The sequence below is a fragment of the Streptomyces xanthophaeus genome (assembly GCF_000725805.1).
Taxonomy (GTDB): Bacteria; Actinomycetota; Actinomycetes; order Streptomycetales; family Streptomycetaceae; genus Streptomyces; species Streptomyces xanthophaeus.
Genome location: NZ_JOFT01000017.1, coordinates 196,147 through 218,597, shown reverse-complemented (window position 1 = coordinate 218,597; position 22,451 = coordinate 196,147). Strand labels below are relative to the sequence as shown.

Here is a 22,451-nt window from a genome sequence, read left to right as displayed (position 1 = left end):
AACACCCGCAGGCGAGGCCACCGCCGCGCCAGGAGAGGACAGGCATGGCGTCACCAGTCACCACGCGGACGGCCCGGCCGCTCGACGCCTTGAGCTTCGCCGCGTCGGGGCCCCCGGGAACCGCCGACGTCGTCGCCGGACACCTCCGGCTGCTCGGCGCTGCCGGCACCACCTCCCAGGGCGGTGGTACGGACGGCTCGGGGCCGCAGGACGCGGGACGCACCGTGCTGACCGGGGCGGACTTCCGGCCCGTCGAGGCCCGGCTGTCCTGGGGCGACCGGGCCGGCGGGGTCGTCGACGAGGCCACCGTCCAGGCCGCCACGGGGATGATGGCCGTCCACGGCCGGCGCGACGGGGAGCCCCGCGCCCTCGCCGCCGACTACGCGGCGACCGCCGCCGGGGTCCTCGCCGTGCAGGGCCTCCTGGCCGCGTTGCTGGCGCAGGCCCGCGGCGCCGACGCGGTCTCCGTACGGACCGGCGCAGACCGGGCAGGCCTGCTGGCCGTCTCCCAGTACTTCGCCGCCACCGGGGCCGACGAAGGCGAGGCGGCCGAACTCGCCCCCGGCGGACCGCCGTTCACCTCGGGCGACGGGGTCCTCTTCGAACTGGAGACGCTGGACCCCGGCGCCTGGGCGGCCTTCTGGTACGCCCTGGACGCACCCCGCGACGCGGTCCGGGCGGGCTGGCGGCCCTTCCAGTTCCGGTACGCCACCGCCTGCGCGCCCTTCCCCGGCTCCCTCCACACCACGGCCCGGGCCCACCCCTGGGAGCGGATCCGCCGGGCCGCGGCCGGTTCCGGCGCCGAGGTGTGCGCCCTGCGCACCCTCGCCGAACGGGCTGCGGAGCACGACGGCGCCGCCCCCTGGTCGCTGGCCCCGACGGGCCCCGCCGCCCCGCGGACCGGCGGCGCCGCAGCCGTCAGCGCCGCAGCCGTCAGCGCCGGGCGGCCCCTCACCGGGCTCACCGTGCTGGAGGCGGGCCGGCGCATCCAGGCCCCGCTCGCCGCGCACCTGCTCGGCCTGCTCGGCGCCGAGGTGATCCGCATCGAACCGCCCGGCGGGGACCCGCTGCGCGGGATGCCGCCCGCCTGCTCGGGGATCTCCGCCCGCTGGCTCGCCCTCAACCGGGGCAAGCGGGCCGTCGAGATCGACATCAAGGCGGAGCGGGACCGGCGCAGGCTGCGGGAGCTGGCCGCCGGGGCGGACGTCTTCCTCCACAACTGGGCCCCGGGCAAGGCCGCCGCCCTGGGCCTGGACGCCGCGGACCTGGCCGCGGCGAACCCCGCCCTGGTCTACGCGTACACCAGCGGCTGGGCGGACCGCCTCCCCGGAGCCCCGATGGGCACGGACTTCATGGTCCAGGCCCGCACCGGCGTCGGGGAAGCCGTCCGCCCGCAGGGAGAACCGCCCGCGCCCTCCCTGATGACCCTCCTGGACGTGCTCGGCGGACTGCTCGGAGCCGAGGCCGTGCTCGCCGGCCTGCTGCTGCGCGAACGCACCGGCCGGGGCGTGCGGGTGGACTCCTCCCTGCTGGGCGCGGCCGACCTGCTGACCGCCCCGGCCCTCGCGCGGGCGGCCCGCGGCTCCGGCGCCAGACGGCCCCCCGGCTTTCGCCGCCCGCTGCCCACGGCGGACGGCTGGGTCGCCCCCTCCGACGCCTGCGCCACCGCCGCGGCCGCGTACGGCCTGCGCCACCTGCCCACCGGGCAGGCCCTGCGGCTGCTGCGGGAGCACGGACTGACCGCCACCCGCGTGACCACCGACCTGGCCGACCTGCACCACGACCCGCGCTTCGCCGGCTCGATCAGCCGCGACGCGTACGGCGCCCCCGCTGTTCCCGACCCCTGGAGCTTCGTATGACCGCCGACGCACCCGCCCTCGACGACCTGCTGCCCTCCGCGCTGCGCCGCTCCTGGGTGGTGGACGGCACCTGCCCCGACCTCGACCTCTACAGCCTCTTCCGGGCCCGTCAGATCGCGGACCTGCACCGGACGGCCGTCCTCGATGCCAAGGGCAAGCTCTGCTACACGGCCCTGGACCGCAAGGTCCGATGTCTGGCCGCCGGCCTCAGAGCACTCGGCACCGGCCCGGGCGACGTGGTCGGCGTCCAACTGCCCGACGACCGCAACGCGGTCATCGCCGACCTGGCCCTGGCCGCACTCGGCGCGGTCGCCCTGCCCTTCCCGGTGGGCCGCGGCGTCCTGGAGGCCGAGCACCTCCTGCGCCGCTCCGGGGCCGTCGCCGTCATCGCCGCGGTGGAGCACCGCGGCATCCCGCACGCCGCCGAACTCCAGGCCCTCGCCCCGGCCCTGCCCGCCCTGCGCCACGTGGTGGCCGCCGGACCCGAAGGGACGGTCCCGCAGGGCACGGTGGCGCTGTCCCGGCTGCTGCGCAGCGACCCGAACGGCTTCGTCCCCGCCCGTCCCGACCCCGACAGCGCCGCCCGCATCCTCGTCTCCTCCGGCTCCGAGTCCGAGCCGAAGATGGTCGCGTACTCCCACAACGCGCTGGCCGGGGGCCGCGGCAACTTCCTCGCCTCCCTCATCCCGGACGGCACCCCGCCGCGCTGCCTGTTCCTCGTACCGCTCGCCTCCGCCTTCGGCTCCAACGGCACCGCGGTCACCCTGGCCCGGCACGGCGGCACGCTCGTCCTGCTCGACCGGTTCACCCCCGAGGCGGCCCTCGCGGCGATCCGGGAGCACGAGCCCACCCACGTCCTGGGCGTGCCCACGATGGTGCGGATGATGCTAGACCGGCTGGAGGACGACGGGCCGCCGCTGCCCGCTCCCACGGCCCTCGTCCTCGGCGGGTCTCCGCTCGACGGGACGACCGCCGTCAGCGCCGCGAAGGCATTCGGCTGCCCGGTCGTGAATCTGTACGGTTCCGCGGACGGGGTCAACTGCCATACGGGTCTGGATGGTTGTACACCGCTCGGCGACGGCTCCGACGTGGTGGCGGGACGGCCCGACCCCCGGGTCGCCGACATCCGCATCACCGACCCGGACACCGGTGCACCGCTGCCGGACGGCGCCGTCGGGGAGATCGTCGCGCGCGGCCCGATGACCCCGCTGTGCTACGTGGCCGCCCCCGAGCTCGACGCCCGCTACCGCACCCCCGACGGCTGGGTCCGCACCGGTGACCTCGGCTTCCTCGACGAGGACGGCGTACTGCACGTGGTCGGCCGCCTCAAGGACATCGTCATCCGGGGCGGGGCGAACATCAGCCCGGCCGAGGTGGAACGCGAGCTCACCTCGCACCCACTGGTCCGTGACGTGGTCTGCCTCGGCGTCCCCGACGCGCTGATGGGGGAGCGGCTGGCGGCCTGCGTGGTCCCGCGGGCGGACGCCACCTCGCCCGGCCCGGAGTCCGTGCTCACCCTCGCCGCGCTGGGCGAGCACCTCACCCGGTGCGGGCTGGAGCGGGGCAAGCACCCCGAGCGGCTGCTGCTGGTCACCGCGCTGCCGCTCACTCCGGCGGGCAAGCCCGACCGGGCGGCGCTGCGCGCACGGCTCACGGCCTGAGGGTCCGGCCACCGGAAGAGGGCCCCGCGCCCGTCGCCCAGGGAAGGGAGGCGGCGCGGGGTGTCCTACGCTCAGGGGATGGCGAAGAGAAAGCCGCACGAAGTGCCCCCGCCGTACCGGCGGTACGCCGGCACGTGCATGATCTGCGGCATGGGCCTCCAGTGGGAGGCGGGCAGCTGGCTGACGCTGGTCGATCGTGACGGCAGCCCGGACTGTGAGCGCCACGAGGGGCGGCACGTGCTGGCGTACCGCAGGTAGCGCCGTCCGCAGGCGGCGCCGTCCTCGCCGGCGAACAGGTTCGGACAGGGTGGGGACCACACGCGCTTGCGACGCCCTGCGGCCCGCCCCGGAAGGCGGGCTGCTCATGGGCGGTGCGGCCCCCTCGCGGCCGTGGGGCCTCAGGAGGTGGCGGCCATGGCCTTCTTCAGTTCGGCGGCCGCGTTGCGGTAGACGGCCAGCAGGTCGAGGTCGTCACCGGGGTAGTTGACGATCGGCACCTGCCGGGCTCCCGAGTCGGGCAGGACGGCCCCGGTCGACATGTGGACGTTGTCCAGCACCAGGGAGGGCTCCTTGCCCGAGAGCTCCGCGAGCTGGGCGGGGGTGACCGCCTCAGGGCCGTAGGTGCCGACCGTGGTGGCGCCCGCCAGCTTCGCCGACCAGGCCGTGAAGACCTGGGAGACCACGGCCGGGCTGCGGCCGCCGGGCCAGGCGGCCTTCAGCTCGGCGCTGAGCTTCGCGTGCTCGGTGTCCAGGCCCGTCTTCCAGCGGGCGGCGGCCTCCTCGGTGCCGAACAGCTTGCCCAGCCGGGCCACTTCGGCGCCCGCCTTGTCGGCGTCGTTGTCGAGGGAGACCTCCACGAGCCGGGCCTTGGAGCCCGCGGCCTCCTTGATCTTCGCGGCGTACGGCTCGAACGGCGCGTACAGCACGAAGTCGGCCTTGGCCACGGCGGCGAGGTCGGAGGGCTTGGGATCGTAGTCGGGCGCGTGGTGGACGGAGGTCGGCACGATCACCGTGACGTCCTCGGCTCCGGCGGCCTTGGCGAAGGCGCCCTCCCAGGTGGTGGTCACGACCACCACGGGCTTGCCCCCGCGCGGGGACCCGCCCGCCTCGGACGGGGCGTCGTCGCTGCCGCAGCCGGTCACGAGGGCCAGGGCCGCCGTGGTCAGTGCGAGGAGGGAAGAGATGCGGACGCGGGTGCGCGCCATGAGCTGGTTCTCCGTTCGGGGACGAGGTGGACCGCGAGGACGACGGCCCCCGCGGTCAGGACGAGGACCGGCCCGGGGGGCCAGTCCAGCCAGAGGGCGAGGAGGAAGCCCGTCAGGTTCACGGTGACGCCGATGCCGACCGCCCACAGGGTGATCGACTTCAGGGAGGTCCCCAGCCGGCGGGCCGCGAGGGCGGGCAGCAGGGTGAGGGCGTCGACGAGCAGGGCGCCGGTCAGTTTGATCGCCCCGGCCACGGCGACCGCGACCAGGACGAGCAGGACGAGGGTCAGGGGGCCCACCGGTACGCCCGAGCACTGGGCGAGTTCGCGGTCGTGGAGCAGCAGGGCCAGCTCGCGCCGCTTCCACCAGAACAGCCCCGGTACGGCCACGGCGAGCAGCCCGAGGACGATCAGGTCGGCGGTGCCGACGGACAGGATCGACCCCCACAGCAGGGCGAAGGCCCCGGAGGCGTTGACTCCCGACACGGACAGCAGGAGCAGGGCGGCGGCGATGGCCAGGCTCATCAGCAGGCCCATGGCCCCGGACAGTCCGTCCGGGGTGCGCGCCAGCGGGGCGACCCCGGCGCCCGCGAGGGCGCAGGCCACCAGGGCGCACAGCATCGGGTCCAGTCCGGTCAGCAGCCCGGTCGCGATGCCCAGCAGGGCGACGTGCATCATCGCGAAGCGCACCGGCATGATGTCCAGCCCGACGATCACCACCCCGATGACGGGCAGTCCCACCGCGGCCAGCAGCAGGGCGGCCGCGGCTCTGCGGACGGGCATCAGCTGGAGCAGTTCGCCGAGGTCGGCGGTGGCGGCCAGGTTCACCGGACCTCCCGCAGCCGGCCGGCGGCCATCTCCAGGACCCGGTCGCAGCGTTCGGCGAGCGCCCGGTCGTGGGTCACGACGACCAGGGTGACCGGCAGGGAGGTCAGGACGTCGGCCGCCTCGTCCTGCCCGGCGAAGTCGAGGGCGGCGGTGGGTTCGTCGGCCAGCAGGACCTGCGCCCCGGCGGCGACGCAGCCCATGGCCCGGGCCAGGTACATGCGTTGCAGCTGCCCGCCGGACAGGGTGTGCAGGGGGCGTCGCGTCAGCCCGGCCACGCCGAGCCGGGCAGCGGCTTCCGCGGCTTCGGCCGGGGCCGCACTCGCCGCCAGCAACTCCTCGCCCAGGAGCGGGAAGCGGCCCGCCACCGGCTTCTGCGGGATCCAGGCGCAGGCCCGGCGCCGCCAGGCCCACTGGGCGGGTGTGGCCGTGCCCCTGCCGCCGACCAGGATCGAGCCGGTGACCTGCCGGTGCAGGCCCAGTACGGCCCGCAGCAGGGTGCTCTTGCCCGAGCCGTTGGTCCCGGTCAGGGCGACCCGCTCACCGGCCGCGATCTCCAGGTCCACCGCACTGACGGCCTCCACCCGGCCGTGACGGCAGGCGACCTCCCGCATCCGTACGTCCAGCCCGCCCATCGCGCTCCTCGCTCCTGCCCGGCCGGGTGGGTCCCGGCGGTCCGCGGGCCGTCGCCCGCCCACGGGGCAGTAGTCGGACGGCGGGAGCCCCGGGTTCCCGGTCCCGCGTGATGTACAGAAAACTTGACACCATGTTGCGACTCCTTGACACTGGCGGTGTCAGGTTTGCTTTACATGGAGAGTGGGGGCGGGAATGGCCGCAGAAGAGAGACGGGCCTGGACCATGCTCGTGGTCACGGTCGTCGCGTACCTCGTCTACCTGGGCGTGGTCCTCGGGCCGTCCGCGGGCACGGCCCTGGCCGAGACGCCGTACCGGGCCGCACTGCTGTGGACCGTCGGCGGGGCGATCGCGGCGTCGATCCTGCTGCACGTGCTCGTGACGGCCTTCTCGCCCGACTGCGAGAACACCAAGGACCAGCGCGACCGGGAGATCCACCGGTTCGGCGAGTACGTCGGGCAGTCGTTCGTGGTGGTCGGAGCAGTGTCCGGGCTGGTCCTGGCCATGGCCGGGGCCGCACCGTTCTGGATCGCCAACGCGATCTACCTGGCCTTCGTCCTGTCCGCGGTCCTGTCCTCGGTCGCGAAGATCGTCGCCTACCGCTTCGGGTTCCACCCGTGGTGAGGTCGACGCGGGTCACCAACACGATCCGGACCCTGCGCTTCGCCCACGAGGAGATGACCCAGGCCGAGCTCGCCCGCCGGATCGGCGTCAGCCGTCAGACCGTCATCGCCATCGAGCAGGGCCGTTACTCGCCCACCCTGGAGATGGCCTTCCAGATCGCCCGGGTGTTCGCCGTCCCGCTCGACCAGGTGTTCCAGTACCCCGAGACAGAGGGAGACGCACCATGAAAGCAGTCGTCCACGACGTGTACGGCCCGCCCGAGGTCATGAGACCGGCCGAGGTGGAGCAGCCGCTCCCCGGGAAGGGCGAGGTGCTCGTACGGGTCCACGCGGCCGGCGTCGACCGCGGGGTATGGCACCTCCTGGAGGGGCGGCCGTACCTGGTCCGCGCGGGCTTCGGCCTGCGCGCACCCAGGACCCGGGTGCGCGGCCTGGACCTGGCGGGGCGGGTGGTGGCCGTCGGGCCGCAGGCCGGCCGCTTCCGGGTGGGGGACGAGGTGTACGGGACGGGCAGCGGATCGTTCGCCGAATACGCCTGCGCCAAGGAGGACCAGCTCGCCCCGAAGCCGCGGAACCTGGACTTCGAGCAGGCGGCAGCCGTCCCGGTGTCCGCCTGCACGGCCCTGAAGGCCCTGCGGGACACCGGGGGAGTCACCGCCGGGCAGAGCGTCCTGGTGATCGGGGCCTCGGGCGGCGTCGGCAGCTACGCCGTCCAGCTGGCCAAGGCCTTCGGGGCCCGCGTCACCGGGGTGTGCCGCGGCTCCAAGGCGGAGCTGGTCCGCTCCCTGGGCGCCGACGAGGTCATCGACTACACGCGCGTGGACCCCACGGACGGAAGCCGCCGCTACGACCTCGTCCTCGACATCGCGGGCAACCGTTCCCTCACCGCCCTGCGCCGCGCCCTCACCCCGCGCGGCACCCTGGTCATCGTCGGCGGCGAGGGCGGCGGCCCGTGGATCGGCGGCAACGACCGCCAGTTGCGCGCCCTGCTGCTGTCACCGTTCGTCGGCCACCGGCTCCGGGGACTCCTCGCCGTGGCACGGCGCGAGGAACTCGACCAGCTCACGGAGCTCATCGAGGCGGGCTCGGTGACCCCGGCCGTCGGCCGGAGCTACCCGCTGGACGGAGTCCCGGCGGCCGTACGGGACCTGATGGACGGCAACGCCGCGGGCAAGCTCGTCATCCGCGTACGGGAGGAGCCGAACTGACGTCGGGCCGGCTCCGCCCGCACGCGTGCTCACTTCGCCGGTGCGGCGCCCCGGGGACCGGCGGACGGGGCGGTCACGAGGCCTCCGGGGTCACCGCGAGGGAGTGCAGGTAGCGCATCAGGGTCATCAGGACGTCCCGGCTGGAGTCGCGGCGCCGGGCGTCGCACAGCACCAGCGGTACGGAGTCCGGCAGGTCCAGGGCGGCCCGCAGCTCCTCCACCGGGTGATCGGGCGCCTCGGGGAAGGAGTTGACGGCGACCACGAAGGGCACCCCGCGCTCCTCCAGCCGGCCGATCACGTCGAAGCTGACCTCCAGCCGACGGGTGTCGACCAGCACCACGGCCCCCAGCGCGCCCTCGAACAGGCCGTGCCACAGGAACCAGAAGCGCTGCTGGCCCGGTGTGCCGAAGAGGTACAGCACCAACTCCTCGTTGATGCTGATCCGGCCGAAGTCCATGGCCACGGTGGTGGAGCTCTTGCGCTCCACGCCCGCCGTGTCGTCGACGCCGACCCCGGCCTGGGTCATCGTCTCTTCCGTGGTCAGCGGGCGGATCTCGCTCACCGAGCCGACCAGGGTCGTCTTGCCGACCCCGAAACCGCCCACGATCACCACCTTGACCGCAGCGGCGGCCGTGGCGGGCAACGCGTCCTCACGCCGCGGCCCCGCGGGAGGGTCAGAGCTTTCGAAGTCCATCGATCACTGCCTCAATCAATGCCAGGTCCGGGAGTTGGGCGAGGGCGACCGGTGCGCGGGAGAGCACGTGGTCGGCGGCGAGCAGGTCACCGATGAGTACGGTGACCACGCTCACCGGCAGGGCGAGGTACGCGGAGACTTCCGCCACCGAGAGCGGCGACTGGCACATGCGCATGATCGCCGCGTGCTCCGGCTGCATCCCTGGCCTGGGCCCCGACCTGGCGATGATCAGTGTCACCAGGTCGAGGGTGCTGGTCGTTAACGGTCCGCTGCGGCCGTTCGTGATGACGTAGAGCCGCTCGGGAGTGCCGTCCTCCCAGTGCGGGCCCGGGTCACTCACGCGGTCTGTCCGTCGCGGCGCGGCGGGCTGCTCAAGTGCTCTCCGATCCGCGCCACCAGGTCCCGCATGCGCTGCCCCATCAGTCCGGCGTCCACGCCTTCGTTGGCCAGCACCGCGAGGTAGGCACCGGCGCCGGCCGCCATCAGATAGAAGAACCCGCCGTCCATCTCGATCACGACGAGCCGCATCCGGCCGTTGCTGTTGGGGAGTTCGGAGGCGACCGCGCCCGCCAGGCTCTGCAGTCCGGCGCAGGCCGCGGCGAGCCGGTCGGCCGTGTCGGTCTCCGCACCGTACTGGGCCATGCGCAGGCCGTCGGCGGAGAGCACGATCACGTGGCGGGTCTGCGGAACGCTCTCGGCCAGGTCCTTGAGCATCCAGTCCATATTGGTCTGCAGCTGACTCATGGCTGTTCCCCCTTGCTCGCCGAGTCCGGCGAGGCGTCACTGTTCTGGCTTGCTCCGGTCCGCCCGGGACCGGTCTGGCTGTCCTCGGCGAGGCCGCTCTGGAAGGCGGCCAGCCACATGCCCGGCTGCACCTGCGGCTCGGGCTCGGCTTCGGCCCGCTCCGGGGCCCAGCTGCCGGCCTGGTCGGGGGCCGCGGTCTGGACCGGCGCCGTGGCGCGGGTCTTGCGGCGCCGCTGGGGCAGTCCGTTGGTGGTCCGTTCGACCACGGCGGGCAGTTCCTCGCCCGCATGGGCGTGCTCCGCCGCCACGGGGCGCGGCCCGGTGGCCGGGCGCGCCACCCGCGGGTCCGCGGCCCGGGGCGCGGGCTGCGCCGCGCTCTGCCGTACGGCCGGTTCCCTGCCGGGGCCGGTCGCCGGCGTCAGGGCGGTCCGCGGCCCCGACGAGGTGCCGATGCCGTGGGCCACGCCGGTCGCGGCGGAGACGGTGGTGATCAGGTCCTGCGGGATGACGAGGACGGCGCGCACGCCGCCGTACGCCGAAGAGCGCAGCGAGACCTGGAAGTCGTAGGCCTGCGCGAGGCGGCCGACCACGGCCAGGCCCAGGCGAGGGGTCTCGCCCAGGTCGGTGAGGTCGATGCCCTGCTGGGCCTGGCGCAGCATGCGCTCGGCCCGGCTGCGGGCCTCCTCGCTCATGCTCAGGCCGCCGTCCTCGATCTCCACCGCGATGCCCGAGTTCACGTCGACGGCGGTCAGGTGGACCTTGGTCTGCGGCGGGGAGTAGCGGGTGGCGTTGTCGAGCAGTTCGGCGAGCGCGTGGATGAGCGGTTCGACGGCCGGGCCGACGACCGCGACCTGGGACACCGAGTGGAGCTCCACGCGCTGGTAGTCGATGATCCGGGACATCGCACCGCGCAGCACGCTGTACAGGGGTACGGCCTTGCTCCACTGGCGGCCGGGCCGCGCACCGCCGAGGACGGCGATGGAGTCGGCGAGACGGCCGATGAGCGCGGTGCCGTGGTCGAGCCGGAGCAGGTCGCCGAAGACGGCCGGGGTCTGACCGTGCCGGTCCTCCATCTCCCGCAGTTCCGTGGCCTGCTGGTGCACGATGGCCTGGACGCGGCGGGCGATGTTCACGAAGGCGCGCTGCGCCGAGTCGCGCAGGTCCTCCTCCGCGACCACGGCGTCGAGCACCGAGCGCAGCACCGCCTGGTGGGCGGCCATGAACGCGGGGGTGAGGCCGGACCGGTAGGCGTCGGGGTCCTCCAGCGAGGAGAGCACGTCCTCGGGGAACTCGCCCTTGCGCAGCCGCGCCACGACGTCCGGCAGCAGGGTCTCGGCCAGCCGCACGGTTGCGTCCTGCTGGCGTGACAGGGCCGCCTCCTGCGCGGCCACCGTGGCCCGCAGCGCCACCACGGCCTTGCCGCGCCGGGCGGCCTCGGCACAGGCCAGCGCGACGGCGACGAAGGCCGCGGCGCCGATCCAGGCGACGGGAGTGCGTGCGGGCGCGGAGACCACCGAGACGGCGACCGCGGCGGCCGCGGCGGTCAGCACGGCGGGCAGCGCCCATGCGACGGGTGAGGCGGGCCCTGGACTACCGGGCGACGATCCCTCTCGAACCATCAGAATCCTCAAACGATCGAAAGCGAAAGATCATTGGACAACAGCCCGGGATCTTATCGGTTCAATGCACAGGTCTTGACAACAGGTCATGATGCGGACGGACTCGTTCAGTTGGCGTCGCGCGTCCTGTCCGAAAACCGTTGGCGCCGCTGGCCCGCGGGCATGGGCGCGCCCGGCGCGCTGTGCTGCGGAACCCGCCGGAGGTCAGGACGGCGGGCGTGCGGGAGCCGGTCGTGCGGCGGCCCGGAGCGTCTTGCGGAATCGGCCGATTCCCGTCAGGTGCCGGCCGGCCGTGGCCCGCGTTCGGAGCTTTGGTCCACACCAACCCCTTGACGGGGAATTTGTTCACTTCTTAAATCACGTACTGAACTAAGCGTCTCCCCCCACGCTCACGGAAGGGAGAGTCATGGACTCCCCCCGCTCCCCCCGCTCCCCGCGCTTATCCCGGCGGTTGCTGCTGTCCCTCGCCTCGGTCCTCGCCCTCGCGGCCCTGTCCACGGGAACGGCCCAGGGCGGCCCCGTACCCGCCGCGCCCGCACCCGCTCCCGCTCCGGCCGCCGCAGCGGCGGCGGTCACCTTCTCCGACGAGTTCGACGGGCCCGCGGGCGCCGCCGTCGACGGAGCGAAGTGGCAGACCGAGACGGGCGACAACGTCAACAACCACGAGCGGCAGTACTACACGGCGGGCAACCGCAACGCCGCCCTCGACGGCCAGGGCCACCTGGTGGTCACCGCCCGCCGCGAGAACCCGGGCAACTACCAGTGCTGGTACGGACGGTGCGAGTACACCTCCGCACGGCTCAACACCGCCGGACGCTTCACCACCACCTACGGGCGCGTCGAGGCCCGGATGAAGGTCCCGCGCGGGCAGGGCATGTGGCCCGCGTTCTGGATGCTGGGCGATGACATAGGCCAGGTCGGCTGGCCGGCCTCCGGCGAGATCGACGTCATGGAGAACGTCGGCTTCGAGCCGTCCACCGTCCACGGCACCCTCCACGGGCCCGGCTACTCCGGGTCAGGCGGCATCGGCGCCGGGTACACCCTGCCCGGCGGGCAGGCCTTCGCCGACGCCTTCCACACCTTCGCCGTCGACTGGAGCCCGAACGCGATCACCTGGTCGGTCGACGGCACGGTGTACCAGCGGCGCACCCCCGCCGACCTCGGCGGCCGCCAATGGGTCTTCGACAAGCCGTTCTTCGTGATCCTCAACCTCGCGGTCGGCGGCTACTGGCCCGGCGACCCCGACGGCAGCACGGCCTTCCCCCAGCAACTCCTGGTCGACTACGTCCGGGTCACCTCCGGCGGCGGCCAGCCGGGAGCCGGGGCCATCACCGGGCTCGGCGGCAAGTGCGTGGACGTCGCGGCGGCCGGCACCGCCAACGGGACTCCCGTACAGCTCTACGACTGCAACGGCACCGCTGCCCAGCAGTGGAGCGTCGGAGGCGACGGCACGGTCCGCGCGCTCGGCAAGTGCCTGGACGTCGCATCGGGAGGTACGGCCGACGGCACCGCGGTACAACTCTGGGACTGCAACGGGACCCCCGCCCAGCAGTGGGCCTTCCCGGCGGCGCGGGACGTGGTCAACCCCCAGGCGAACAAGTGCCTGGACGTGGCGGGCGGCAACCAGGCGAACGGCACCCGGCTGCAGATATGGACCTGCACCGGCGCCGCGAACCAGAAGTGGACGCGCACGGGCTGACGGCCCGGGCCCGCCGACCACCCCTCCCCACCCCTCCCCACCCCGCCCAGCCCCGCCACGGTGCCGGGCCGCTCCGTCCGACGCGAGCGGCCCGGCACCGTGCTTCCCGCCGCCCTCCGGGACCCCGCCCGCGTACTCCACCTCGTGCGATCGCAGGTCTGTGCGGGATCGGCGGGCTATGGCCGGTTCGGGGCGAACATACTCGGAAATGGCCCCGATGAGACCTCACCTTCTCGTCTCGGTATTCGGATAAGGGGTTGCGATCCGATACCGCAAATGATCTTCTGTGCGCCGCAGGCCATTGGATGGCAACTCCGCATTCCATCGGTTCCCAGAAAGCGAAATCTGGAATTCCGGTGCGTGGGCGGGGGAGAGTGGCGGGGGCCATGGCAAGTGAACGCGGATGCAGCATGCATTCGGCGACGGCAGCGCGGCCGTCGTCGTCCTCTTTTGCGCTCCGGGCCGTGACGTCTCCGGTACCACCGCGATTTTCACGAACCTGCAACACATTCCGGCGGCTCCCGCTGAGACACGCCCTGCCCTCTTTGAGAGGCTGGAGCGTCCGTCATGCTTACGAGGGGTAAGTCTTGCGTTTCCTACATGATCTGCTCGACGAACAATGCAATACCGAGGAGACCCGTCCCGCGCTCACGGCCGGGGGCGTGACCTGGACCTACGCCGAACTCCGCGACCGGGCCGTGAACCTGGCCGGGCGCCTTTCGGGTCTCGGAGTGACCAAGGGCGACCGGGTCGTCATCCACGCGCCCAACGGGCCGGGCACCGTGGCCGCGCTCTTCGCCTGTTCCTACGCGGGCGCAGTCGCGGTGGTCCTCAACCCCCGCGTCCGCCCCTTCCACCTCGACCACATCTCCGCGGACTGCGCTCCGGCGCTGGCCCTCGTCGCGCCCGACCTGACCGGAGCCCACACCGGCACGGGCGTACGGACCCTCGTGCTGGAGGAGGAGCTGTGGGAGGCCGGCCCGGACCCCGTCGCGGTCCTTCCCGGGGCCGGTGACCGCTCCGAGGACGACCTCGCCTGCCTGATCTACACCTCGGGCAGCACCGGCATGCCCAAGGCAGTGATGTCCCCGCACCGGCAGATGGCCTTCGCGGTCGGTGCGATCGGCCAGGTGCTCGGCTACGCGGCCGAGGACACCGTCTTCTCGTGCACCCCGCTCTCCTTCGACTACGGCCTCTACCAGGTCTTCCTCTCCCTGGCCGCGGGCGCGCACCTGGTCCTGGACGGCGACGCCTCGGCCGGACCCGCCCTGCTGCGCAGGCTGGAGGAGACCGGGGCCACCGTCTTCCCGCTGGTCCCCGCCCTGGCCGCCACCCTGGTGCGCCTCACCGCCCGCGCCGGCAGCCACGGGCTGAAGCTCAGGCTCGTGACCAACACGGGCGCCGCCCTCGGCGAGTCCCACATCTCCTCGCTGCGCTCCGCGATCCCCGGGCTGCAGGTCGCCCCCATGTACGGGCTGACCGAGTGCAAGCGGGTGTCGGTCCTGGAGCCGGAGGGCGTGGACGCGCGGCCCGGCTCCGTGGGGCGCCCGCTGCCGGGCACCTCCTGCGCGGTCGTGGACGAGCAGGGCAGGGTGCTCCCGCCCGGCACCGGCGGCGAACTGGTCGTGTCGGGTCCGCACGTGATGCCCGGCTACTGGAACGCGCCCGAGCTCACCGCGCGCCGCTTCCGGCCCGGCCCGGACGGCAGCACCTCCCTGTACACCGGGGACCAGTGCCGCATGGACGAGGACGGCTACATCTACTTCCTCGGCCGCGACGACGACGTCTACAAGCGGAAGGGATTCCGCGTCAGCACCATGGAGATAGAACAGGCGGCGCTGGACATTTCCGGAGTCGACCAGGCGGCGGCGCTTTCGCCCGTCGGTGACGGGCCCGCGCGCCTGTTCGTGAGTGGTGAAGTAAACGTTCCGGAAATCCTGGCCGGACTCCGGGACCGTCTTGAGCCGCACAAAATTCCCGAAGTGTGCGAGGTTCTCCAGACGCTTCCGCTGACTCCCCACGGGAAGATCGACAAGGCGGCCCTGGGCTCACTCACCTCTGCGGGGACACGATGACAGAGAGCATTCCGCTTTTTCCGGCGACAACACCGGAATCCGCCGCCATCACTTTCGGCACGCCGCTCTACCTCTACGACCTCGACGTCGTGGCCGAATCCCATGCGGACCTCGTGGCGGCCCTCCCCGAGGGGGCGGTCATCCACTATTCGCTGAAGGCAAATCCGCACCCCGAGGTCGCCGGAGTCCTGGCCGGACTCGGATGCCGTGCCGAGGTCAGTTCCACTGGAGAGCTCGATTCCGCTTTGGTGGCCGGCTTTGCGGCAGCAGACATCACCTACAGCGGCCCCGCAAAGACGGCGCTGGAAATCGGACAGGCGCTGAGCGCGGGCGTCACCCGGTTCTCCGTCGAGTCCGTCCGCGACCTGGAGACCCTCGTCGCCGTGGCGCACACCGCCGGGCAGGACCCGGCCGGCGCGGCGGACCCGATCGAGGTCCTGCTGCGCATCAACGCCGACCGGCCCGTGCCCGGCATGGGCCTGGCCATGGCCGGCGTCAGCACCAAGTTCGGCGTGGACTTCGCCCAGGTGCTCCAGGACCCGCAGGCGTTCCAGGACGCCGGACGGGTACGGATCACGGGCCTGCACCTCTACATGGGCACCAACCTGCCCACCGAGGAGGTCCTCCTCGGCCAGTTCGACGCCGCCCTCGCCATGTGCGGGGAGCTGGCCGGTGCCCTCGGCCGGGACTTCGAGGAACTGGACCTCGGCGGCGGGTTCGGCACCCCCTACGCGGTGCCCGGCGAACGCCCCGGATTCCCCGGCCTGCGCGCCGGACTCGAAAAGCTCCTGGACCAGCACGTACCCACCTGGCGCGACGGCGGCCCCGCCGTCTCCTTCGAATCCGGCCGCTACCTCGTGGGCTCCAGCGGCACCCTCGTCACCTCGGTCGTCGAGGTGAAGGAGTCCAAGGGCCAGCAGTACGCCCTCCTCGACAGCGGCATCCACCACCTCGGCGGCCTCGCCGGGCTGCGCAGGCTGCCCCCGCTGCGCCCGGGCGTGCTGCGGCTGTCCGGCGACGGGCGCGACGAAGAGCCCACCGGCCGGACCGTGAACCTGGTGGGCCCGCTGTGCACCCCGCTGGACCAGTGGGGCAGCCCCTCCGACCTTCCCCAGCTGCACGCCGGCGACCTGCTGGCGGTGCCCAACACAGGCGCGTACGGCCTGACAGCCAGCCTGGTGGGATTCCTCAGCTACCCCGCACCGGTCGAGGTGGTCACGGGCGGCGGACGCCCCACCACCGCTTCGCGCGCTGTCTTCACCCGCATCCCTGTCGAGAGGACCTGACACCATGACCACCCCTGACCCCGAGCTCCTCGCCGTGGTCCGCCGCCATCTGCCGGAGCTCACGGAGGACACCGAGATCACCGAGGACTCACCCCTCGCGGAACTCGGCCTCGACTCGATGCGCGCCGTCGACGTGCTCTTCGACATCGAGGACACCTTCGGCGTGAGCCTGCCCGATGCGGCCCTGCGGCCCGACACCTTCAACAGCCTCGGCGGCCTGCGCGCGGCCCTGGAGCAGGCGCGGGTCTCCGCATGAGCGCCACCGGCGCGCAGACGCGCACCCGCCCCCTCGTCCCGACCGAACTGGCCCGCGAGCTGGTCCCCGTACTGCGGGACACCGCCGCGGCGGCCGACGAGAGCGCGTCCTTCCCCGTGGCCGCGCTCGACGCGCTGCGCGCCTCGGGCCTCATGGGCCTGTCCGTCCCCGTCGAGTACGGCGGCCTGGGCGGTTCCCTCGCCGACATGGCGGCCGTCGCCCAGGAACTCGGGCGCGGCTCCCTGTCCACCGCCCTGATCTGGGCCATGCACTGCCAGCAGGTCGTCACCCTCGCCGAGTACGCGACGCCCGCCCTCAAGAACCGGCTGCTGCCCCGCATCGCCCGCGGCGAGGTCTACGTGGCCTCCGTGACCTCGGAGGCCGGCAAGGGGGGCCACCTGACCTCCGCCGGGGCCGCGCTCGACCGGGAGACCGACGACCTGCTGATCCACCGCGAGGCCCCGATCGTCACCGGCGGAGCCCAGGCCGACGGCTTCCTCATCACCATGCGGGACGCGGCCGACGCCTCCTCCAACGCGGTCACCCTGGTCTACGCGGACCGGGAACAGCTGGAGACCACCCAGCGCGACGGCTGGAACCCCATGGGCATGCGCGCCACGCACAGCGTGGCCATGACCCTGCACGGGACCGTCCCCGCGGACCAGCAGGTGGGCGGGGCGGGCGCCTTCGCGGACATCTCCGGAGCGGTCTTCGCCCCCGCCGCGCACATCGGCTGGTCGGCGAGCTGGCTCGGCGCCGTCTGCGGCGTGCTCCGCGACACCCTGACCATGCTCCGCGACCCGGCCAAGCGGCGGGACTTCAACCTCCGTTCCGATCTGGTGCTGGACCGCATCGCCCGCATCCGCATGGACGTGGACGCCGTGGACGCCTTCCTCGGCACGGTCGTCCGGGAGATCGAGGACCTCCGGCTCACCGGCGGCGACATCGGCGCGGCCCCCGTCCAACTGCGCCTCAACGGGCTCAAGGTGTTCGCCTCGGAGACCCTGATGGACGCCGCCGACCGCCTGATGGACCTGCTGGGCCTGCGGCACGGCTACATGCGCAGCTCCGCGATACCCATGGAGCGGCTGTTCCGGGACATCAAGTCGGCCCGGCTCAACTACTCCAACGACCGCCTCACCACGGCCAACGGCACCCTGACGCTCCTCGACCCCGAGGTGCGCCTTGCCTGACGGTGTGGTGCACGCGTCCGTGCGCCTCGGGGACGCCGAGGTGCACACGCTCCTCGGCGAGATCCCCCGCGACCCGGACCTGTCGCTGCTCACCTCCACCGAGCGGGCCGCAGCCGCCCGGATGACCCCGGTCCGGCGCGCCGAGTTCGCCTTCGGGCGGAGCCTGCTGCGCCGCGCCGCCGCCCTGGTGCTGCACCGCCCCGTCCGGGAGCTGACTCCCGCGGAGGACACCGACGGCGGCCCGCCGCGGTTCGCCCAGGCACCGGGGCTCGGCACCAGCGTGTCCCACAGCGGGGGCATGGCAGCGGTAGCCGTCTGCGTGGGCGCCAGCGTCGGCATCGACGTCGAACCGGTGACCGTCCCCCAGGCGGCGACGCTGCGCCGCTGGGCCTCGTACCCCTCCTACCGGGGGCTGGCCGAGCTCGAAGGGACCGAGCAGGCACAGCGGTTCACCCGTACCTGGACCGTCCAGGAGGCCTGCGCCAAGGCCGTCGGCGAGGGCCTCGCCGCCCGGCCCTGGCAGATCCCCGTCGAATCCGGCCGGGACCAGGGCGCCTGGGGGGCCGTGCGCTGGATGCGGCTGGACAGCCGCCAGGACCTCGCGCTCGCCGTGGCCACGGCCCCGGCCGGCGCCCACGACCGGGAGTACTCATGGTGACCGCGGCCCGGCCGGACGTACCGGCCGTCGACGGCGAACTGCTGTCCTGCTACGGGGCGGCGCTCGCGGCGTACCTCGACGCGACCGGCCGGAACTGGCTCTCCGCCCTGGGGAGTTCCTGCCCCCTGGACGTGCGGCCCGAAGCCGACGGCGTCCACGCCTTCCGCCACCTGCCCGCCGGACTGCGGGCCGCCGGGGGACCGCTCCCGCTGGTGCGCCGCGGCGCCCCGCACGCGTCGCAGGCACTGGCGGGCATCGCGGCGGAGCACGCGGCCCACGGCGCGGTCGTGGTCGTGGGTGACTCCTTCAACCTGCCCTGGCTCACCGCGCACCAACAGCGGCACGCACCGCACTGGTTCGTGGTCGACGGGTACGAGGACGGCCGGTGGCACGTCCGCGACGACTTCCGGGCCAGCGACGACCTCGGTGACCAGAGCTCCTGGAGCGGCTGGGCCGAGGACGCCCACCTGCGCGCCTGGGCGCGCCGGGTGCCCGAGCTCACCCTGCCGTTCCTCCTCCAGGAACGGCACGCCTTCGGGGACGAGGACGACGCCGCGCTCTACGACGACCACCAGTGGTTCGCCGTGCGGGGCGCCGCCGGCCAAGGACCCGCGCCCGACGCCCGCCCGGGCGACTGGCTGTCCGGACCGGACGCCGTGCACGCGCTCGCCGCTCACTTCGAGCAGTACGGCGGGCACGAGGACGGCTACGTACAGGCGGACGAGATATGGACCGCCGCCCGCCAGCGCGCACTGCACCTGCGGTACCTGACCCGGCAGGGCAGCACCGCCGAGGCCCCCGACGAGGCGGCCGTCGAACGGCTCACCGCGCTGGCGGCCGACTGGGCACGCCTGCCCATGATGATCCGCTTCGCGCGCCTGTCGCTGCTGCGCCCCGGCGGGCCGCGCACCCAGCCGCTGGTGGCGGCCCTGAGACAACTGGCGGCGGACGAGAGCGCCGTACCGGCGCCCGCCGGCCCCGCCGGCCACGACAACTGACCACTTACCGCTCCATCCCGTACGAGAGGACCACCATGCCGGACACCGGTATCGACCAGCAGCTCCCGGAGCTCGTCATCCGCCACCTCGCCGAGGCCGCCGGCCTCGCCTTGGACCCGACCGTCGCGCTCACGGCGGAGATCGGCTCCGAGGAACTCCCGGTCGGCTCCATGGCCTACGTGCAGGGCCTCATCGCCGTGGAGGACGAACTGGGCGTGGCCTTCGCCGACAAGCTCTTCGCCGAGGTGCGCAAGGCGACCCTGGGCGACGTCGTCGGATACGCGCAGAGCGCCGTCGCGGCCGCCAAGGGAGCCTGACCATGACCAGCATCCCCACCACCTGGTACAACATCATCCCCGACCTGCCCGAGCCGATCGCCCCGGACCTGCCCGCCCCCGGCGGCGGCCCCGGACTCAACCCGCAGATCCCGACCGGGCTCGTGCGGCAGGAACTCAGCAAGGCGAGCGACATCGCCATACCCGCCGAGGTCCTGGAGCACTACCGGTCCTTCCGGCCCACGCCGCTGCGCCGGGCCGAGAACCTGGAGCGCGAGCTCGGCGTCAGCGCGCGCATCTACTACAAGTACGAGGGCGGCAACGTCAGCGGCAGCCACAAGCTGAACAGCGCCCTCGCGCAGGCCTATTACTACAAGCAGGCGGGCGCCAAGCGCCTGGTGACCGCCACCGGCGCCGGCCAGTGGGGCACCGCACTGGCGGCGGCCTGCCGGGCCTTCGGCCTCGAATGCCACGTCTACATGGTCGGCAACAGCTACGCGGCCAAGCCCTACCGGCGCGTGGTCATGGAGATGCTCGGCGCCACCGTCGTCCCCAGCCCCACCCCCGGCACGGACGCGGGGCGCGCGGCACTCGCCGAGAACCCCGGGACCGGCGGGAGCCTCGCCATCGCCATGGCGGAGGCGCTGGAGGACGCGCGGCTCGACAGCGGCAGCCGGTTCGCCACGGGCAGCGGCGAGTCGTACTCGCTCCTGCACCAGACCGTCATCGGCCTGGAGGCGCAGGAGCAGATGGCCGCCCTCGGCGAGCGGCCCGACGTGGTCATCGCGAGCCTCGGCGCGGGCAGCAACTTCGGCGGCCTCGCCGGCCCCTTCCTCCGCGACAAGCTGCGCGGCGGCGAGGGCCCCCGGTGCATCGCCGTGGAGCCGACCGCCTGCCCCAAGCTGACGCGCGGCGTCTACCGCTACGACTTCACCGACTCCTCGCGCGCCACCCCGCTGCAGAAGATGTACACGCTGGGACACGCCTTCTCCCCGGCGGCCATCCACGCCGGCGGACTGCGCTACCACGGCACGGCGAAGATCGTCAGCTCCCTGTACTCCACGGGCACGATCGAGTCCGTCGCCTACGGCCAGAACGAAGTCCTCGCGAGCGGGCTGCAGTTCGCGCGCGCCGAGGGCATCATCCCGGCGCCCGAGTCCTCCCACGCCGTGCACGCCGCCATCGTCGAGGCCAGGAAGGCCACGGCCGAGGGCGCCGATCCGGTCCTCCTGCTCTGCCTGAGCGGGCACGGCCAGTTCGACCTCGCGGCCTACGACGCCCACCTGCAGGGAACGCTCGACGACAGCGGCCTGTCGATGGAAGAGCTGGCCGTGTCGCTGAGCAGCCTGCCCGAGCAGCCGGAGACACCCGCACATGTCCACTGACGCGAAGGACGCCCCCGCCGCCACCACGGGCCGGCCCCCCGGAGCCCTGCACCACCCGATGCCGCCCCTGCTGATCACGATGGCGCTGTGGGGCAGCGGGTTCGTGGTCTCGAAGATCGTCGTGGAGGACATCCCCCACAGCGTCGCCGCGGCCGTCCGGTTCGGTTCGGGAGCCCTGGTGCTCCTGCTGATCCTGCCGCTGCTCCTGCCCGGACGCGCCGGCATCAGCCGGTCCGAGATCCGCCCGCTGGCCATCGCGGGCTTCCTCGGCGTCTTCGTGTACAACGCCGTGCTGTTCTTCGGCCTCTCCTACGCACCGGCCGTGGACGGCGCGATCATCGTGCCCATCCTGAGTCCCATCCTCACCACGGCGGCCGCTCTCCTGCTGCGCTGGGAGAAGGCGCAGTGGCACCGGGTGGCCGGACTCTCCGCGGGTGCGGCGGGTGCGGTGCTGTTCTTCCTCGGCGTCGCCGAGGACGGAGGCGGCCGGGACCGTCTCCTGGGCGAGCTGGCGTACGTGGTCGCGGCCGTGAGCTGGGCCGCGTACACCATGATCGGCAAGCGCATCCTGGTGCAGATCGAGCCGGTCCGGGCCACGGCCTACTCCATGGCCTTCGGCTCGCTCGTGCTCGCCGCGCTCGCCGTCCCCGACGTGGGGGACGTGGCCTGGAGCGGCCTCTCGGGCAGCTTCTGGTGGACCATGGCCTTCCTGGTGCTGGGCCCCACGGCGATCGCGTACGCGCTGTTCTACCGCGGCGTGCGCCAGGTCGGACCCACCACCGCCTCCGTGCTGATGTTCCTGGTCCCGGTTTCCGGCACGGTGCTGTCCTTCGTGCTGCTGGACGAGTCCATCGGCACGGGCCAGCTGATCGGCTCGCTGTTCATGCTCGTGGGCGCCGTTCTGGCCGTGGCCGGGCCGAAGCTGCTCCGTCGCAAGGCCGAGGCCTCATGACCGGGCCGGATTCCGAGGGAGCGGGTATGAACGGGTACGCACCACCTGCGGTCGACGACGCCGACTTCCGGGACGCGATGGCGTCCTTCCCCTGCGCCGTCACCGTGGTCACGGCCTACGACGGCACGCGCGCGCACGGTACGACCGTCAGCGCGGTCGCCTCCCTGTCCCGCAACCCGCCCCTGGTCATGGTCGCCCTCGCGGAGGACTCCGAGCTGCTGGGGATCATCCGCAAGGCCGGACGGTTCGGGATCAACGTCCTGGCCGACGGCCAGGAGGACTGGGCCCGGGCCTTCGCCGCGAAGGGGCGGGACAAGGCGGACGGGATACCGCTGAGCAGCCAGGGCGGAGTGCCGCGGCTCCCCGGGGTCCCCGCCTGGATGGCCTGCAGGGTGGTCGCACTGACGCCGGGCGGGGACCACGTGATCGTGCAGGGGGCGGTGGAGCAGGCGGTCTCCGACCCGCAGCCCCCGCTGGTCTACCACCAGCGGACCTTCGCCACCTGCACGGAGTCCGCGCTGCACCCGGCCGGATCCGTGCGCTGACCGGGCCCCGGCGGCCGCCACGATCCCGGTGGCGGCCGCAGGGGCCACGAGCTGCCGGG

Annotated in this window: 24 protein-coding genes; 17 read left to right on the top strand and 7 right to left on the bottom strand. The window is 73.3% G+C overall.

Annotation, left to right across the window (positions count from 1 at the left end):
• The first annotated feature begins 44 nt into the window (after nucleotides 1-44).
• The 3 genes from IO30_RS0111630 (at nucleotide 45) to IO30_RS0111620 (ending at nucleotide 3,778) form a co-directional block, all read left to right on the top strand.
• A complete protein-coding gene (locus tag IO30_RS0111630) occupies nucleotides 45-1,859 on the top strand; it encodes a CoA transferase (protein WP_031141977.1) in 1,815 nt (604 codons plus the stop codon).
• Nucleotides 1,856-3,520: an AMP-binding protein gene (locus IO30_RS0111625; RefSeq protein WP_031141975.1), complete on the top strand. Its 1,665-nt coding sequence runs from the start codon at nucleotides 1,856-1,858 to the stop codon at nucleotides 3,518-3,520. The genes IO30_RS0111630 and IO30_RS0111625 overlap by 4 nt, the downstream gene beginning before the upstream one ends.
• Before the next feature lie 78 nt (nucleotides 3,521-3,598).
• A complete protein-coding gene (locus tag IO30_RS0111620; protein WP_157853188.1) occupies nucleotides 3,599-3,778 on the top strand; it encodes a hypothetical protein in 180 nt (59 codons plus the stop codon).
• Between the two features lie 140 nt (nucleotides 3,779-3,918).
• On the opposite strand, the gene IO30_RS0111615 is transcribed toward IO30_RS0111620, so the two are convergent.
• Genes IO30_RS0111615 through IO30_RS0111605 form a run of 3 tightly spaced genes read right to left on the bottom strand, consistent with a single transcriptional unit; the run spans nucleotide 3,919 to nucleotide 6,184 of the window.
• Nucleotides 3,919-4,725: a metal ABC transporter solute-binding protein, Zn/Mn family gene (locus IO30_RS0111615; protein ID WP_031141972.1), complete on the bottom strand. Its 807-nt coding sequence runs from the start codon at nucleotides 4,723-4,725 to the stop codon at nucleotides 3,919-3,921.
• The gene (locus tag IO30_RS0111610) at nucleotides 4,683-5,507 is read right to left on the bottom strand and encodes a metal ABC transporter permease (RefSeq protein ID WP_373316432.1); all 825 of its coding nucleotides are present in this window, start codon (nucleotides 5,505-5,507) and stop codon (nucleotides 4,683-4,685) included. Before IO30_RS0111610 ends, IO30_RS0111615 begins: the two co-directional genes overlap by 43 nt.
• 41 nt (nucleotides 5,508-5,548) lie before the next feature.
• Nucleotides 5,549-6,184, bottom strand: a complete 636-nt coding sequence (locus tag IO30_RS0111605) for an ABC transporter ATP-binding protein (RefSeq protein WP_031141968.1) — start codon at nucleotides 6,182-6,184, stop codon at nucleotides 5,549-5,551.
• A gap of 193 nt (nucleotides 6,185-6,377) precedes the next feature.
• Here IO30_RS0111605 and IO30_RS46885 point away from each other — a divergent pair, with 193 nt between their 5' ends.
• Genes IO30_RS46885 through IO30_RS0111590 form a run of 3 tightly spaced genes read left to right on the top strand, consistent with a single transcriptional unit; the run spans nucleotide 6,378 to nucleotide 8,013 of the window.
• Nucleotides 6,378-6,806 (top strand): hypothetical protein, encoded by a 429-nt coding sequence (locus tag IO30_RS46885; RefSeq protein ID WP_031141966.1) that lies wholly within the window; start codon nucleotides 6,378-6,380, stop codon nucleotides 6,804-6,806.
• Entirely contained in the window at nucleotides 6,800-7,033 is a 234-nt protein-coding gene (locus IO30_RS46880) for a helix-turn-helix transcriptional regulator (protein WP_031141964.1), read from the top strand. Before IO30_RS46885 ends, IO30_RS46880 begins: the two co-directional genes overlap by 7 nt.
• Nucleotides 7,030-8,013, top strand: a complete 984-nt coding sequence (locus IO30_RS0111590) for an NAD(P)-dependent alcohol dehydrogenase (protein WP_031141962.1) — start codon at nucleotides 7,030-7,032, stop codon at nucleotides 8,011-8,013. The genes IO30_RS46880 and IO30_RS0111590 overlap by 4 nt, the downstream gene beginning before the upstream one ends.
• Nucleotides 8,014-8,086: 73 nt before the next feature.
• On the opposite strand, the gene IO30_RS0111585 is transcribed toward IO30_RS0111590, so the two are convergent.
• The 4 genes from IO30_RS0111585 to IO30_RS0111570 are packed head-to-tail and all read right to left on the bottom strand — an operon-like array spanning nucleotide 8,087 to nucleotide 11,070.
• Complete coding sequence (locus IO30_RS0111585; RefSeq protein ID WP_031141960.1) at nucleotides 8,087-8,707, bottom strand: GTP-binding protein; 621 nt, start codon at nucleotides 8,705-8,707, stop codon at nucleotides 8,087-8,089.
• Entirely contained in the window at nucleotides 8,688-9,047 is a 360-nt protein-coding gene (locus tag IO30_RS0111580; protein WP_031141958.1) for a DUF742 domain-containing protein, read from the bottom strand. Before IO30_RS0111580 ends, IO30_RS0111585 begins: the two co-directional genes overlap by 20 nt.
• Nucleotides 9,044-9,451: a roadblock/LC7 domain-containing protein gene (locus tag IO30_RS0111575; protein WP_031141956.1), complete on the bottom strand. Its 408-nt coding sequence runs from the start codon at nucleotides 9,449-9,451 to the stop codon at nucleotides 9,044-9,046. Before IO30_RS0111575 ends, IO30_RS0111580 begins: the two co-directional genes overlap by 4 nt.
• Entirely contained in the window at nucleotides 9,448-11,070 is a 1,623-nt protein-coding gene (locus tag IO30_RS0111570; protein WP_037893718.1) for a sensor histidine kinase, read from the bottom strand. The genes IO30_RS0111575 and IO30_RS0111570 overlap by 4 nt, the downstream gene beginning before the upstream one ends.
• Nucleotides 11,071-11,476: 406 nt before the next feature.
• Here IO30_RS0111570 and IO30_RS0111565 point away from each other — a divergent pair, with 406 nt between their 5' ends.
• From IO30_RS0111565 to IO30_RS0111515, 11 genes are all read left to right on the top strand, one after another.
• Nucleotides 11,477-12,769 carry a glycoside hydrolase family 16 protein gene (locus IO30_RS0111565; RefSeq protein ID WP_031141952.1) on the top strand — a complete coding sequence of 431 codons (1,293 nt, stop codon included), beginning with the start codon at nucleotides 11,477-11,479 and terminating at the stop codon, nucleotides 12,767-12,769.
• Nucleotides 12,770-13,356: 587 nt separating this feature from the next.
• On the top strand, nucleotides 13,357-14,844 hold the full coding sequence (locus IO30_RS0111560) for a class I adenylate-forming enzyme family protein (RefSeq protein ID WP_063768230.1): 1,488 nt from the start codon (nucleotides 13,357-13,359) through the stop codon (nucleotides 14,842-14,844).
• Entirely contained in the window at nucleotides 14,841-16,130 is a 1,290-nt protein-coding gene (locus tag IO30_RS0111555; RefSeq protein ID WP_031141947.1) for a type III PLP-dependent enzyme domain-containing protein, read from the top strand. The genes IO30_RS0111560 and IO30_RS0111555 overlap by 4 nt, the downstream gene beginning before the upstream one ends.
• A gap of 4 nt (nucleotides 16,131-16,134) precedes the next feature.
• Nucleotides 16,135-16,386: an acyl carrier protein gene (locus IO30_RS0111550; protein ID WP_078904247.1), complete on the top strand. Its 252-nt coding sequence runs from the start codon at nucleotides 16,135-16,137 to the stop codon at nucleotides 16,384-16,386.
• Nucleotides 16,383-17,579, top strand: a complete 1,197-nt coding sequence (locus tag IO30_RS0111545; RefSeq protein ID WP_078904246.1) for an acyl-CoA dehydrogenase family protein — start codon at nucleotides 16,383-16,385, stop codon at nucleotides 17,577-17,579. Before IO30_RS0111550 ends, IO30_RS0111545 begins: the two co-directional genes overlap by 4 nt.
• A 4-nt stretch (nucleotides 17,580-17,583) precedes the next feature.
• Complete coding sequence (locus IO30_RS41850; RefSeq protein WP_157853186.1) at nucleotides 17,584-18,237, top strand: 4'-phosphopantetheinyl transferase family protein; 654 nt, start codon at nucleotides 17,584-17,586, stop codon at nucleotides 18,235-18,237.
• Nucleotides 18,231-19,235: a hypothetical protein gene (locus tag IO30_RS0111535; RefSeq protein ID WP_031141940.1), complete on the top strand. Its 1,005-nt coding sequence runs from the start codon at nucleotides 18,231-18,233 to the stop codon at nucleotides 19,233-19,235. The genes IO30_RS41850 and IO30_RS0111535 overlap by 7 nt, the downstream gene beginning before the upstream one ends.
• Before the next feature lie 35 nt (nucleotides 19,236-19,270).
• A complete protein-coding gene (locus IO30_RS0111530; protein WP_031141938.1) occupies nucleotides 19,271-19,552 on the top strand; it encodes a hypothetical protein in 282 nt (93 codons plus the stop codon).
• 2 nt (nucleotides 19,553-19,554) lie between these two features.
• Complete coding sequence (locus tag IO30_RS0111525) at nucleotides 19,555-20,895, top strand: TrpB-like pyridoxal phosphate-dependent enzyme (RefSeq protein WP_031141936.1); 1,341 nt, start codon at nucleotides 19,555-19,557, stop codon at nucleotides 20,893-20,895.
• Entirely contained in the window at nucleotides 20,885-21,847 is a 963-nt protein-coding gene (locus IO30_RS0111520; protein ID WP_078904245.1) for a DMT family transporter, read from the top strand. The genes IO30_RS0111525 and IO30_RS0111520 overlap by 11 nt, the downstream gene beginning before the upstream one ends.
• A 26-nt stretch (nucleotides 21,848-21,873) precedes the next feature.
• Entirely contained in the window at nucleotides 21,874-22,392 is a 519-nt protein-coding gene (locus IO30_RS0111515) for a flavin reductase family protein (RefSeq protein WP_031141934.1), read from the top strand.
• Nucleotides 22,393-22,451: the final 59 nt, after the last annotated feature.

Coding starts and splice junctions, on each gene's coding strand:
- IO30_RS0111630 (WP_031141977.1), top strand. CDS start 45: ATGGCGTCACCAGTCACCACGCGGACGGCCCGGCCGCTCGACGCCTTG.
- IO30_RS0111625 (WP_031141975.1), top strand. CDS start 1,856: ATGACCGCCGACGCACCCGCCCTCGACGACCTGCTGCCCTCCGCGCTG.
- IO30_RS0111620 (WP_157853188.1), top strand. CDS start 3,599: ATGGCGAAGAGAAAGCCGCACGAAGTGCCCCCGCCGTACCGGCGGTAC.
- IO30_RS0111615 (WP_031141972.1), bottom strand. CDS start 4,725: ATGGCGCGCACCCGCGTCCGCATCTCTTCCCTCCTCGCACTGACCACG.
- IO30_RS0111610 (WP_373316432.1), bottom strand. CDS start 5,507: ATGCCCGTCCGCAGAGCCGCGGCCGCCCTGCTGCTGGCCGCGGTGGGA.
- IO30_RS0111605 (WP_031141968.1), bottom strand. CDS start 6,184: ATGGGCGGGCTGGACGTACGGATGCGGGAGGTCGCCTGCCGTCACGGC.
- IO30_RS46885 (WP_031141966.1), top strand. CDS start 6,378: ATGGCCGCAGAAGAGAGACGGGCCTGGACCATGCTCGTGGTCACGGTC.
- IO30_RS0111590 (WP_031141962.1), top strand. CDS start 7,030: ATGAAAGCAGTCGTCCACGACGTGTACGGCCCGCCCGAGGTCATGAGA.
- IO30_RS0111585 (WP_031141960.1), bottom strand. CDS start 8,707: ATGGACTTCGAAAGCTCTGACCCTCCCGCGGGGCCGCGGCGTGAGGAC.
- IO30_RS0111575 (WP_031141956.1), bottom strand. CDS start 9,451: ATGAGTCAGCTGCAGACCAATATGGACTGGATGCTCAAGGACCTGGCC.
- IO30_RS0111570 (WP_037893718.1), bottom strand. CDS start 11,070: ATGGTTCGAGAGGGATCGTCGCCCGGTAGTCCAGGGCCCGCCTCACCC.
- IO30_RS0111565 (WP_031141952.1), top strand. CDS start 11,477: ATGGACTCCCCCCGCTCCCCCCGCTCCCCGCGCTTATCCCGGCGGTTG.
- IO30_RS0111555 (WP_031141947.1), top strand. CDS start 14,841: ATGACAGAGAGCATTCCGCTTTTTCCGGCGACAACACCGGAATCCGCC.
- IO30_RS0111550 (WP_078904247.1), top strand. CDS start 16,135: ATGACCACCCCTGACCCCGAGCTCCTCGCCGTGGTCCGCCGCCATCTG.
- IO30_RS0111545 (WP_078904246.1), top strand. CDS start 16,383: ATGAGCGCCACCGGCGCGCAGACGCGCACCCGCCCCCTCGTCCCGACC.
- IO30_RS0111535 (WP_031141940.1), top strand. CDS start 18,231: ATGGTGACCGCGGCCCGGCCGGACGTACCGGCCGTCGACGGCGAACTG.
- IO30_RS0111530 (WP_031141938.1), top strand. CDS start 19,271: ATGCCGGACACCGGTATCGACCAGCAGCTCCCGGAGCTCGTCATCCGC.
- IO30_RS0111525 (WP_031141936.1), top strand. CDS start 19,555: ATGACCAGCATCCCCACCACCTGGTACAACATCATCCCCGACCTGCCC.
- IO30_RS0111520 (WP_078904245.1), top strand. CDS start 20,885: ATGTCCACTGACGCGAAGGACGCCCCCGCCGCCACCACGGGCCGGCCC.
- IO30_RS0111515 (WP_031141934.1), top strand. CDS start 21,874: ATGAACGGGTACGCACCACCTGCGGTCGACGACGCCGACTTCCGGGAC.